We start from the raw sequence: 12,425 nt of genomic DNA, 5'->3' as shown, positions 1-12,425 counted from the left end.
TTATGGCTGAACTGCCCGAAGACTTTGTTCCCGAAACAGCGGCTGAAGCCATTCTGGTCCGGCTGAAGCAGCATGATATCGACTATCTGTTCGCCAATGCCGGGACCGACTTTGCTCCCGTGATAGAAATCTATTCGAAGAACCAACAGGCTGACCTGCCCATTCCAACCCCCGTTATTGCGCCGCATGAAACTGCGGCCGTTGCCATGGCGCACGGCTACTACCTTGCCACCGGCAAACCCCAGGCCGTCATGGTGCATGTCAATGTCGGCCTGGCGAACGCCCTGATGGGGATCATCAACGCGGCCAGCGACAACATTCCGATATTCCTCATGGCTGGCCGCACGCCGGCGACCGAGGGCGCCAGACTCGGTGCCCGCAGCCTGCCCATTCACTGGGGGCAGGACATGCGCGACCAGTCGGCAATCGTGCGGGAGTTCGTGAAATGGGAATATGAGCTGAAGCTGCCGGAGCAGGGGCCTGACCTGGTCGACAGGGGCTATGCCATTGCCATGAGCCAGCCGAGGGGACCGATCTATCTGGGCCTGCCGCGCGAGGCTCTGGGCGGGTCATGGCCGGACGATGTGCCGTTCGGCCCGCAGCGTCATGCGGTGTCTTCGCCACCGGCACCCGATCCGGACACAGTTGCCGTGATCGTGGACGCGATGATAGCTGCAAAAAATCCAATGATCATCGCCCAGCGCGGCGATCCGGACGGCCGCCTGGCTGATGCACTGGCGTCTTTCGCGGAAAATTTCGCCATACCGGTCTGCGAATTCTGGCCGTCCGGCAATGTGCTGCCGACAGATCACGCCATGCATATGGGGTTCGACCCGGGGCAATTGTTGCCCGACGCCGACCTGGTGATCGTGCTGGATGCCATGGTGCCCTGGCTTGAAACCTGGGCGAAACCCGATCCTGCGGCGAAAGTCATCCAGGTCGGCGCAGACCCGTTGTTTTCCCGTGTGCCGGTCAGGGGGTTCCGCTCCGCCGTCAACCTCACCGCTGATCCGGCAGCCGCTATAGCCGCCCTGGACAAGGCTCTGTCCCAAAACAAGGATGCGTTCGCCGGAAGCGTAAAACAACGCCACTCCGATCTGTCGAAACGCTCGCAGGCGCGGCTCGAAGAGGCCGCCTCTAAAGCTACTATTGCTGAAGGCAGCATCATGACCGCTGCCTTCGTCAGCAAAACCCTGTCGGATTGCCTGCCCGATGACGCGCGCATCTTTTCCGAACTGGGCTGTGATCCGTCGTTCATGCGATTTACCGCCGGCAACCGGTACCATTCACACGCACTGGCCGGCGGGCTCGGGTGGGGCATGCCGGCAGCCCTTGGTGCTTCGCTCGCTGATCGCAGCCAGGTCACCGTGGCCTGCGTCGGCGATGGCTCATACATGTTCGCCAATCCGGTCGCCTGCCACCAGATCGCTGAAGCAAACAACTTGCCGCTGCTCACCGTGGTTTTCAACAACGGCGTCTGGAATGCGGTGCGCAAGACGACACTGATGATGTATCCGGACGGTCACGCCTCGCGTGCCAACACGGTGCCCATGTCGGAACTGGCACCGAACCCGGATTTCGCCATGATCGCGGCCGCCAGCAGGGGATGGAGCCGCCGCATTGAAAACGGGTCTGACCTTGCTGCGGCGATCAGGGAGGCGATTGAAGTTGTGACCGAGGAGAAACGCCAGGCGCTGCTTGAGGTTGTTGTTTCGCAAAACTGACAGGTGGGCGGTTCAGTCAAGAATAACCTCAAATACGAATGGCTATACAACTTGATAAGTTGTTATTATCCAGATCATGACAACCCTGCGCCAGCTCAGATACCTGGAAGCCATTGCCCGCCACAGCCATTTCGGCAAGGCGGCGCTGGAATGTTCGGTCTCGCAACCGGCACTGTCCCAGCAAATCAAGGAGCTTGAACAGCGGTGGGGCGTGGCGCTGCTGGAAAGGTCGCCCAAGCATGTAAGCCTTACCGCAGAAGGCACAGAGGCAGTGCGCCGGGCCAGGGCAATTCTGTCGGCGGTGTCTGACCTGGAAGATTTTGCCCGGGAGCGCACTGGCACGCTGAGCGGTGTCTTGCGCCTGGGGGCGATTCCTTCCATTGCGCCGTACCTGTTGCCGGCCATGCTGACCCGGCTGGCAGACCGCTATTCCGATGTCGACCTGCGGTTGCGGGAAACCGTGACCGAAACCCTGGTTGACGAACTGAAAGCAGGCAAGCTGGATGTGATCGTGGCGGCCTTGCCGCTGAAGTCGCCGGAAATTGAGGTGCGCGAACTGTTCGTTGACAGGTTTCTTCTGGCGGTGCGCGATGACCAGCAGATGAAGTCCGGTATCAGGGCAACACCGTCAATGATCGGTGAAGACCGGTTGTTGCTGATGGGCGAGGGGCATTGCCTGCGCGAGCAGGTGTTGAATTACTGCAATATCGGCACGTCGAAACTGTCTCGCGCCATGGGGGCGTCGTCACTGAGCACCATCGTGCAGATGGTTGCAAACGGCCATGGTGTGACGCTTCTGCCGGAAATGTGTATTCGCGAGCAGGCACCCGACAGCCGTATCCGGCTGTTGCGGTTTGCCGACCCGCAGCCGTCGCGGACGGTCGCCATGGCATGGCGGAAGTCGACACCGCTGCGCGATGACTATATGGCGCTGTCGCAACTCATGCTGGATGGTTGGGATGCCTGAGCCACTATTGCTGATACCGGGGCTGATGTGTACCGCTGATCTGTTTGCACCACAGGTAAGCGAGTTCAGTGACAGCCGCCATGTCGTTGTCGCCGACCATACCGGTGCAGATGACATGCACGCTATCGCGTGTCAGATCCTGGATCAGGCGCCTGACCGGTTCGCCCTGGCTGGATTGTCGATGGGTGTCTACCTGGCGTTGGAAATCATGGCTGTTGCCCCGGAACGCGTGACCCGGCTGGCGCTGCTTGACGGCAAGGCCAGACCCGATACCGCCGATGAGCTTGCCGGACGCAAATCCCTGCTCAAGATGGCTGACGAGGGACGTTATCTGAACATAACCTACGACATCCTGCTGTCCAGGCTGGTCGCTGCCGGCAGGTCTTTGGAACCGGAACTGCGCGATACGATTGTTCAGATGGCGACCGACACCGGTGTTGCGGTTTTCAGGCGCCAGATGGCGGCAATCATCTCCCGTCGCGATTATCGTGCAGGCCTGTCCGGTATTTCCTGTCCGACATTGATTTTGACCGGCCTGCTGGACGAGATTACGCCGCCGGATTATGCGCGCGAGGTGGCAGGGCAGATTCCACATGCCAGGCTGGAACTGGTCGCCGGATGCGGCCACCTTTCCACCCTGGAAGCTCCGGCAGTGGTAAATGCTGCGATGCGGCAGTGGCTGGATGAAATGTAAGGTATGCTGACGTTTTTCGTGATTTGACGACACCCGGCCTGCATGTGCATCATTTACATATCCGCTAAGCAAGGAGGTCTACAAAAATGACTCCGCCAAAGCATCCTTTGCTGTGATCAGTCGACAGGGAAGAAGCGCGTGCGCTTAGGCCATGCAGCCTGATTTCAGCCATTCCGACATATGACTAACCCGAATTTCCGGGCATTCGTGCCCGTATTATGAAAAGCCCGGTTTCCTGACCGGGTACAGGCAAAAAAGCCATAGGCCCCGCGCGGTTAAAGGTTCCGGCGGGGCCGTTTATTTGAGTCGTCGAAGGCGGATTGCTCTGTTTACGAATAGGGCAGCTATTCTCACGTAAATCGTGATTTGACCGATGGTTAACAAATTGTTAGTTTTTGAGACTTGATAGCGAAGATTGCTAGTGTAAAGTAATCACGCTGTAGACGCGGATAGAACGCAGAGATTCAGATTGAGCGTTTGTGACGTGTAAAAGAGAATGATCGATCTGGAGCTGGCGGGCCCCAAATCCCCTGCTAATCCCTCCGGCCCGATCGGTTAATACCTGTCGTATTTGGAGCTCCCCCTCGCTTCGACCTCAGGTTTTCTCTGGAGTCTGCAACCCCGCACATTGCCCCAATGTGCGGGGTTGTTTTATCCGTGAGCCCGATATTGATCCAGGAACACGTGATGAAGGTGCGCCAGACATGACAGTTCAGATTCAGGCAGCCGGTAACGCTGTGACCGGCCCGGCTGAACTGCAGGCGCGCAAACCAACCCGCATCCGGCTTGCCCCGGCAATGACAGGCGCCGGTATGATATCCGTGATTGCAAATGAAAACCTTGCGGACCTGAGGCACAATCTGCAGGTCTTCATGATTACCGGAAGCGTTGGTTCGGTCCACAAATCCAGGGTTTCGGCTCGCCGGCTGCGCGTTTTTCTGAAGGGCATAAGGGCCTGGATGCAGCCGGAAACATACAAGCCACTAGCGACGAACTTGAAATTGGCCATGGCGATACTGCATCCGCTGCGGCAGCATGATGTTGTCACGCACTGGTTGGCTGCGGCGGGAGCAGAAACACACGACGCGCGGCATGATCGACTAACGATGGTTCGTGATGCGCAGGCACAGTTGTCCAATGCCGCTATGATTGGCTTCGTGGATGAGTTTGCGAAACTGATGCAGGCAGAACACTGGCGTCGGCGCGATACCGAGGTGCTCGATCAACCCTGCCTGTGTATTGTGCCGGGCATAGTTGAGCAAACCGTGCAGAAACTGAACCGGGCAGGCAGTCTTGAGCAGGTGTTTGAAACAACCGGCGACTATCATGCGTTTCGCAAGGACCTGAAGCGGCTGAGATACTGGCTTGAATTTACCCGGTCGCTGTTTGCCAAAAGGGACATTGCGCCGTGGCGCAAGACCGCCAAATTGCTGCAAACCCGCTTAGGCACCATAAACGACCTTGATGAAGCCCGGATGACCGGGCATGACAGGCTGGTCGGCGCTGATGCCTGGGGGGCAAGGCGAAGCGAAGCCGTCGACCTTGCCGTGAGCCTGTCCGACACCCTCAATTTACTGCCGCGGTTCTGGCGCTAGGACCGCGCGGTTTTGCCGGTTTCAATCTGACCCTGCGTGACCGGTCGGACCGGGTGCTCTAATTTGTGGCCTTTTTGTCGGGTAAACTCGCATTTGGTGTGGTGCGCGTGCCATACTGCATCCAGCTGATTCGCCACGATAATGATGAACAACCGGAATACGAATGTCCAAGTCACTTGACCTGTTTGGCAATACGGAGCCTGCACCTGTTGCTGCAAAACCAGTAGCTGCTGCATCCTCCGTTTCGCCTGAAAAGAAATCCAAGCACCCCGCGGCTGAGGCAGGTTATACCGCCGCCGACATTGAGGTGCTGGAAGGCCTGGAGCCCGTTCGCCGCCGTCCCGGCATGTACATTGGCGGCACGGATGAGAAGGCATTGCACCACCTGTTTGCCGAAGTCATCGACAATTCCATGGATGAAGCGGTAGCCGGTCACGCGACCTTTATCGAAGTGGAGTATGACGCTGACGGTTTTCTGTGTGTGTCTGACAATGGCCGTGGCATTCCGATCGACCCGCATCCCAAGTTCAAGGACAAGTCGGCCCTCGAAGTTATCCTGACCACCCTGCATGCCGGCGGCAAGTTCGACTCCAAAGTCTATGAAACATCCGGCGGCCTGCATGGTGTGGGCGTGTCGGTGGTGAATGCGCTGGCTGAAGTACTGGAAGTCGAGGTTGCCCGCAATCAGACGCTGTATCGCCAGGTCTATTCGCGCGGATTTGCCCAGGGTCCGATATCCAACGAAGGCAAGGTTCACAACCGGCGCGGCACGCGGGTGCGTTTCAAACCCGATGAACAGATTTTCGGCAAGGGTGCAAAGTTCAAACCGGCACGGCTGTTCAAGATGGCCCGGTCGAAGGCCTATCTGTTTGGCGGTGTCGAAATTCGCTGGTCCGTTGACCCGGTCCATCTGACCGACAAGGACGAGACCCCGCAAAAGACCGTTCTGCACTTCCCCGGAGGGCTGAAGGACTATCTCGAAGAGGCTATTCACGGCCGCCCCCGGGTGGCCGACGAGATTTTCGCCGGCAAGGTGAAAAAGGAAGGCGGGCACGGCTCCGTCGAATGGGCCGTTGCATGGTTCGGCGGCGCTGACGGGTTTGTTTCATCCTATTGCAACACGGTCCCCACGGTTGAAGGCGGCACCCACGAACAGGGGCTTCGGTTTGCCTTGAGCCGCTCGCTGAAGAACTATGCCGAACTTTCCGGCAACAAGCGCGGGTCGGTGATCACGACGGATGACGTGATGTCGTCTGCCGGCATTATGCTGTCGGTGTTTATCCGTGAACCGGAGTTCCAGGGACAGACCAAGGAAAAACTGGCCACGGCAGAAGCCTCGCGCATCGTCGACAAGGCTGTGTCGGACCATTTTGACCATTGGCTGACTGGCCATCCTGCCCAGGCCGACAAGCTGCTGGACTGGGTGCTGGAGCGCGCCGAGGAGCGTCTTCGCCGCCGCGCCGAGCGGGACGTGGGCCGCAAGACCGCAGTGCGTAAACTGCGCCTGCCGGGTAAGCTGGCCGATTGTTCGTCGTCGGGTCGCGAAGGCTCTGAATTGTTCATCGTGGAAGGTGATTCAGCCGGCGGGTCGGCCAAGCAGGCCCGTAACCGGAAGACCCAGGCTATCCTGCCGTTGCGCGGCAAGATACTCAATGTTGCGTCTGCAACCCGCGACAAGTTGAATGCCAACCAGCAACTGGGTGATCTCCTGCAGGCCCTGGGCTGTGGCACGGGAGACAAGTACCGCGAAGATGATTTGCGCTACGAGAAGGTCATCATCATGACCGATGCCGATGTCGACGGGGCGCACATAGCCTCGCTGCTAATCACGTTTTTCTATCGACTTACACCGGCGCTCATCGAGCAGGGGCATCTCTATCTGGCCGTGCCGCCGCTGTACCGGCTGGTGCAGGGCACCAAGTCTGCCTACGCCCGTGATGACGATCACAAGGATGAGCTGCTGGCCAGCGACTTCACCGGTCGCGGCAAGGTGGAGATTTCCCGGTTCAAGGGGCTCGGTGAGATGCTGCCCGCACAGCTCAAGGAAACCACGATGACGCCCGGCAACCGCACCTTGCTGCAGGTTCAGATGGCGCCCAGTGAAGCTGAGGTGACCGCGCGCGTGGTCAAGGAACTGATGGGCAACAAGCCCGAAGACCGATTCAATTTCATTACTGAGCGTGCCCAGTTCGTGGATGATGTCGAACTGGATATCTGAGTGTGATGAACTACTGACATTTTGGTGACAATCACGGAAATGTGAGCTATCATTGCGTCACGCACGAGCAGCCGGGTTCACGGCGGTGTGGTTTTTAGATTGTATTCAAGATGCCGGTGCTGGGGACCACCAGGGCAGCTCGCGAATGGCCCACCTGGGTCGCGCTCGCTGTCTGTTACACAATCTGGCTTTCCGCAATCATCTGGCACGATGTGCTGGGATGGTTCTGGGTCATTCCGGCAATGGTAATGGCTACTTTTCATTCTTCCCTTCAGCATGAGGCACTGCACGGCCATCCCACCCGGTCTGCTGCGCTCAACGAAGCACTGGTGTTTCCGGCAATAGGCTTGTTCGTGCCGTACCGGCGGTTTCGCGAAACCCACCTTCGCCACCATAACAATGTCATGCTGACCGATCCTTATGACGATCCTGAAAGCTGGTATCTCAGCCGTCATGACTGGCATCGCACCAGCCCGTTGATGCAGGCCCTGTTGGGTATCAACAGCACGCTGGGCGGTCGCATTCTGGTTGGACCGGCATTGGCCCTGTATGGTTTCTGGCGCAATGATCTCAAATCGGTGTGTGCCGGAAACAGGGAAATTGCCCGGGCGTATCTTTCACACTTCGCAGGTGTGGTGCCGGTCGTCGCGCTACTGGTCTGGCTGGATATTCCATTGTGGGCTTACGGATTGTTTGTGGCGTATCCGGCCATGTCGCTGTTGATGATACGGACCTTCATCGAACATCGCGCCGAAGAAACGGTTGCCGAACGTACAGCAGTGATCGAGGCCGGTCTGTTCATGCGCCTGCTGTTTCTCAACAACAATTTTCACGCCGTCCATCACGACCACCCTTATATGTCGTGGTCCGAGTTGCCGGCCATCTGGCGTCTCGACAAGGCAAAGACCCTGCGCGACAATGGCGGCTACCACTATCCCGGCGGCTACCTCCAGGTCGCCTGGTACTGGCTCCTGCGCCGTCGCGAACCAGTCGAACACCCGTTTATGCGCCGCAATATTGATGATGCTTACGAACGGACTTTTCAGCCCGACAATGGCGACTTCGAACTTGCAGCATCTGTTTCTGCTAGGCAGGCTGATGTCATACACAAGAGGACAAAGCCTTGAGTGATCGTGACTTCACCGTTTCACCTTTGACCACTGCCATAGGAGCAGAGATTTCCGGCGTGGATCTCAGCGTCACTTTGACCGCTGCATCGCAGGACCGCATCTATAAGGCGCTGATTGATCATCTGGTGGTGTTTTTCCGTGATCAGGACATGACGCCGGAACGGCATATGGCATTTGCACAATCATTCGGTGATCTGGATGAACCTCACCCCGTGTACGCCCACGTTCCGGGCTTCGACCGCATTGTGATGCTGGCGAATGATGCCAGCAATCCACCCGATACGGATGGCTGGCACACCGACCTGACCTTCAAGCAAAGCCCGCCGTTTGCATCCATCCTTGTCGCCCGTGATGTGCCGCCAACAGGCGGTGACACCATCTGGTCCAGCATGTATGCGGCCTATGACGCACTCGACGAGCATATGAAAGCACACCTGGCTGACAAGGTAGCTGTTCATGACATGGGGGATTTTCGCAACAGCTTTACCGTCGGAGAGGCGGATACCGGGCGCCTTGACGCAGCCATGCAGCGCTTTGGCAGCGCCTTGCACAACGTGGTGCAGGTGCACCCGGTTACAGGACGGAGGTTCCTGTATGTGAACGAAGGCTTCACCCAGCACATTGTCGGCATGACAAAGCGAGCCAGCAATCGCTTGCTGGCCTATCTTCTGGATCACATCGACCGACCGGAATATCAGGTGCGCTTCAAATGGCAGGCAGGATCTATTGCCATGTGGGACAATCGCTGTACCCAGCATTATGCAGTTTCCGACTATATGCCGCATTATCGCTGCATGAACCGCATTACGGTGGTGAATGACCGCCGCGCCAGGGCTGCGGGCAAATCTGCTGCAGCTTGATATTCTCAGCGGGTTGGCACCATATGCGTGACTATGAAAATTGCCCGCAAGCTTGAACGCCTGATGGCCATGGATGACACGACCTGGGCACGGCATGCCAATCCGTGGTCGGGCTGGACACGGATGCCCATATTGCCGCTGCTGGCGCTGAGTATCTGGTCGAGGATCTGGATAGGTTGGTGGTGCCTGCTGCCGGTTCTGGCGCTGGTGGTGTGGACGTACTGGAACCCGCGTGCTTTTCCTGAGCCCGTTTCGACCGACAACTGGATGTCGAAGGTAACATTTGGAGAACGCGTGTGGCTTAACACAGGTGTCCACCCGATACCCGACCATCATGGCCGCATGGCTTCTTATCTTGGCACGCTGGCCGGATCCGGTCTTGTACCGCTGATCTGGGGTTTGTGGGTGCTGAACCCCTGGACTGTATTGCTGGGATTGGTGATTACGGTAATGGGCAAGTTGTGGCAGATGGACCGGATGGTCTGGATTTATCAAGATATGAAGAGCCAGGTACCGGAGTATGCCGCGTGGCTGCGCTGAATTGCCGGGTGTGCGGCAGCGATGCAACCGGTGTGTTGCTGGTCGACCGCGACGGCAAGGCATATCATCGCTGCACCGGCTGTCAGGCCACGTTTCTTGAACCGTCCCGCTTCCCGACCTCCGAGGCCGAATACGCCCACTATGTCACCCATGAAAACGATGTAGGTGATGTCGGCTATCGAACGTATTTGTCGAAGTTGGCAGATCCGCTGCTCTCCCGGCTTCGCCCCGCATCGTCGGGGTTGGATTACGGATGTGGACCGGCCGCTGCGCTCGCGGACATGATGCGCAACGCCGGTCATGACATGTCACTTTACGATCCGTATTTCGAAGCAGACAGGTCGCCATTGGCGCGCACCTACGACTTCGTAACCTGCACGGAGACGGCTGAGCATTTCCAGCAGCCTATTGTTGAATTCAAACGCCTGTCCGGATTGCTGAAACCAGGTGGCCTGCTGGCGGTGATGACGATATTCCAGACCGATGACGCCCGGTTTGAAAACTGGAGATATCGGCATGACCCCACTCATGTGGTGTTTTACCGCGAACAGACATTTGCGGTGCTTGCTCAACAACTGTCGATGGGGTGCGAAATCATTGCCAGGGACGTGGTGTTCCTTACCAAGCCTCATTGATAGAATTCGGGTGATGATTTATTTGAACATACGGGCCTTTGCGGCGGCGTTTTCCTGGTTGCTTACAACGCCAAGTTGCGGCAGTCACGGCCGCTGAGCCAGGCGGGATGAGGCAAATTCACCATGCACATGACATATTCTTTAATTGTAATGCGGTTGCAGCCGGGGCATGGTCCGCGCAAAATTCAGGGTTCATGATTATAAAGGGAATGTTTGATGTCTTTTTCCGTACTTCTGCGTGCAGGCTTTGCAGGTGCCGCAGCGCTGGCAATAGTCAGCGCGTCTACCGTTCACGCGCAGGACGCAAAAACCCTGGCGACCGTCGATGGACACGTGATCACAAGCAAGGACGTGGATTTTGCCAGAATGACGCTTGGCGACGCCCTGAACCAGGTCGCGCCGGACCAGCAGCAGGCATTCATCGTCAACATTCTGGTGGAGTCGCATTTGCTGGCTGACGCCGCGCGCAAGGAAGGCATTGCCGAGACAGACGATTACAAGCGCCAGATTACCTGGCTGGAAGTACAGGCATTGCGTGAGGCGTTTGTTCGCAAACGGTCTGCCGAACTGGTCTCGGATGCCGATGTCCAGGCCCGCTATGACGAGGCGAAGAAACAGGTCGCAGGCAAGAAAGAAGTTCAGGCCAGCCATATTCTGCTGAAGACCAAGGCCGAAGCAGAAGCAGTAATTGCCGAACTTGACAAGGGCGCTGACTTTGCCGAGTTGGCCAAGGCCAAATCAACCGGTCCTTCCGGTCCGCGTGGCGGTGATCTCGGATTTTTCGGTTCAGGTCGCATGGTGCCGGCCTTTGAAGCTGCGGTCTTTCCGATGGAGAAGGGAACCTACACCAAACAACCGGTGCAGACCCAGTTTGGTTTTCATGTCATCAAGAAGGTCGATGAGCGCGAGCAGGCATTCCCCGAGCTGAAAGATGTCGCTGAGCGTATTCGCGTCAGTTTGCAAGCTGACAAATTGCAGGCCATTGTCAAAGAGCTTCGCGGTAAGGCGAAGATTGAACTCACTAAGCCGTAATCCGGCACTACTTGCCGGACCTGCGGCAATTGCTGGAGGGTCCATTCGGTGAGACACATCTACCGGTTTTGTAGCGCGCTGGTGGTTGCCGTCGTGCTTGTTGCAGCATCTGCATGGGCTGGCTCAGGAGTGGGTTTTGCCCAAACCGGCAGTGTGGCGCGTGCGCCCAGCAATTGCCTCGCGATCGCTGAGAGCCTGCCCAGGGCCCGTTTTGTCAGTTTAAAGCAGGTCCAGGGTGAGCCGGTATCGGGTTCAGTGCGGATCAGTTATGTCAGCCATTCGACATTCTGGATTGAAAGTCCGGGGGGTGTGACAATCGCCACCGACTATGCCGGCTGGACCGGCCGCAGGGGAATCCCGCGTGTGGTCACCATGAACAAGGCGCATGAGACCCATTTCACAGACAGTCCGGACCCGGCCATTGAACATGTTCTGCGCGGGTGGAATCCTGAAGGCGGGCGCAGCAACCATAATCTCGAAGTAGGAGATGTGTTGATCCGCAATGTGACAACGGACATTCGAGGATGGCAGGCACCGGAAAAGGACGCCAATTCGATCTTCATCTTCGAGATTTCCGGGTTATGCATCGGCCACCTCGGTCACCTGCATCATGAATTGGGAGCAGGGCACCTGGGCTGGATCGGACGGCTTGATGTTGTGATGGTGCCGGTTGACGGAAGCTGGACGCTGCCCATAGACAAGATGGCGGGCGTTATCAAACAACTCAGATCGCGGGTGATTCTGCCGATGCATGCATTCGGCGACTATTCTCTTTCACAATTTGTCGCCAACCTCAGCAATGATTTTGCCATTCGCCGGGAACAGGCGCGGTCGATCACCCTGTCGACTGATAATTTGCCTGCCAAACCGACCGTAATCGTGCTCGAACCGCAGTTTTAGCCTGCCGTTGCGAGAGTCATGCATGGCAGGCATTGCTGCGTTGCAGCATTTTACGTTGCAACGCAACATAATCGTCACGATCTTCCTCTACAAGAATTGCATCAAGACACCCGATTGTGGATGTCATTGC

General features: G+C 57.5%; 11 protein-coding genes. All 11 read left to right on the top strand.

Annotation, left to right across the window (positions count from 1 at the left end):
• The first annotated feature begins 2 nt into the window (after nucleotides 1-2).
• On the top strand, nucleotides 3-1,724 hold the full coding sequence (locus DHN55_RS20690; protein ID WP_108883455.1) for a thiamine pyrophosphate-requiring protein: 1,722 nt from the start codon (nucleotides 3-5) through the stop codon (nucleotides 1,722-1,724).
• A gap of 76 nt (nucleotides 1,725-1,800) precedes the next feature.
• Nucleotides 1,801-2,691 carry a LysR substrate-binding domain-containing protein gene (locus tag DHN55_RS20685; RefSeq protein WP_108883454.1) on the top strand — a complete coding sequence of 297 codons (891 nt, stop codon included), beginning with the start codon at nucleotides 1,801-1,803 and terminating at the stop codon, nucleotides 2,689-2,691.
• Entirely contained in the window at nucleotides 2,684-3,385 is a 702-nt protein-coding gene (locus DHN55_RS20680) for an alpha/beta fold hydrolase (protein WP_108883453.1), read from the top strand. Before DHN55_RS20685 ends, DHN55_RS20680 begins: the two co-directional genes overlap by 8 nt.
• Before the next feature lie 704 nt (nucleotides 3,386-4,089).
• Nucleotides 4,090-4,980: a CHAD domain-containing protein gene (locus DHN55_RS20675; RefSeq protein ID WP_108883452.1), complete on the top strand. Its 891-nt coding sequence runs from the start codon at nucleotides 4,090-4,092 to the stop codon at nucleotides 4,978-4,980.
• Nucleotides 4,981-5,143: 163 nt separating this feature from the next.
• A complete protein-coding gene (gene parE, locus DHN55_RS20670; RefSeq protein WP_108883451.1) occupies nucleotides 5,144-7,198 on the top strand; it encodes a DNA topoisomerase IV subunit B in 2,055 nt (684 codons plus the stop codon).
• Between the two features lie 110 nt (nucleotides 7,199-7,308).
• On the top strand, nucleotides 7,309-8,325 hold the full coding sequence (locus DHN55_RS20665; protein WP_108883450.1) for a fatty acid desaturase: 1,017 nt from the start codon (nucleotides 7,309-7,311) through the stop codon (nucleotides 8,323-8,325).
• Nucleotides 8,322-9,188, top strand: coding sequence for a taurine dioxygenase (gene tauD, locus DHN55_RS20660; RefSeq protein ID WP_108883449.1), 867 nt, complete (start codon nucleotides 8,322-8,324; stop codon nucleotides 9,186-9,188). Before DHN55_RS20665 ends, tauD begins: the two co-directional genes overlap by 4 nt.
• A 33-nt stretch (nucleotides 9,189-9,221) precedes the next feature.
• The gene (locus tag DHN55_RS20655) at nucleotides 9,222-9,728 is read left to right on the top strand and encodes a DUF6653 family protein (RefSeq protein WP_108883448.1); all 507 of its coding nucleotides are present in this window, start codon (nucleotides 9,222-9,224) and stop codon (nucleotides 9,726-9,728) included.
• Nucleotides 9,716-10,363 carry a class I SAM-dependent methyltransferase gene (locus DHN55_RS20650; protein ID WP_337660619.1) on the top strand — a complete coding sequence of 216 codons (648 nt, stop codon included), beginning with the start codon at nucleotides 9,716-9,718 and terminating at the stop codon, nucleotides 10,361-10,363. The genes DHN55_RS20655 and DHN55_RS20650 overlap by 13 nt, the downstream gene beginning before the upstream one ends.
• A gap of 216 nt (nucleotides 10,364-10,579) precedes the next feature.
• On the top strand, nucleotides 10,580-11,395 hold the full coding sequence (locus tag DHN55_RS20645) for a peptidylprolyl isomerase (RefSeq protein ID WP_108883447.1): 816 nt from the start codon (nucleotides 10,580-10,582) through the stop codon (nucleotides 11,393-11,395).
• A gap of 48 nt (nucleotides 11,396-11,443) precedes the next feature.
• Complete coding sequence (locus DHN55_RS20640) at nucleotides 11,444-12,295, top strand: MBL fold metallo-hydrolase (RefSeq protein ID WP_337660618.1); 852 nt, start codon at nucleotides 11,444-11,446, stop codon at nucleotides 12,293-12,295.
• The last annotated feature ends 130 nt before the right edge of the window (nucleotides 12,296-12,425 follow it).

The organism is Anderseniella sp. Alg231-50 (genome assembly GCF_900149695.1).
GTDB lineage: Bacteria > Pseudomonadota > Alphaproteobacteria > Rhizobiales > Aestuariivirgaceae > Anderseniella.
The sequence above is the reverse complement of the archived record's forward strand: the minus strand, read 5'-3'. Positions and strand labels throughout refer to the sequence as shown.

Excerpts from the sequence above, each read along its gene's own strand:
- DHN55_RS20655 (WP_108883448.1), top strand. The coding sequence starts at position 9,222 with ATGAAAATTGCCCGCAAGCTTGAACGCCTGATGGCCATGGATGACACG.
- parE (WP_108883451.1), top strand. The coding sequence starts at position 5,144 with ATGTCCAAGTCACTTGACCTGTTTGGCAATACGGAGCCTGCACCTGTT.
- DHN55_RS20680 (WP_108883453.1), top strand. The coding sequence starts at position 2,684 with ATGCCTGAGCCACTATTGCTGATACCGGGGCTGATGTGTACCGCTGAT.
- DHN55_RS20665 (WP_108883450.1), top strand. The coding sequence starts at position 7,309 with ATGCCGGTGCTGGGGACCACCAGGGCAGCTCGCGAATGGCCCACCTGG.
- DHN55_RS20690 (WP_108883455.1), top strand. The coding sequence starts at position 3 with ATGGCTGAACTGCCCGAAGACTTTGTTCCCGAAACAGCGGCTGAAGCC.
- DHN55_RS20645 (WP_108883447.1), top strand. The coding sequence starts at position 10,580 with ATGTCTTTTTCCGTACTTCTGCGTGCAGGCTTTGCAGGTGCCGCAGCG.
- DHN55_RS20675 (WP_108883452.1), top strand. The coding sequence starts at position 4,090 with ATGACAGTTCAGATTCAGGCAGCCGGTAACGCTGTGACCGGCCCGGCT.
- DHN55_RS20685 (WP_108883454.1), top strand. The coding sequence starts at position 1,801 with ATGACAACCCTGCGCCAGCTCAGATACCTGGAAGCCATTGCCCGCCAC.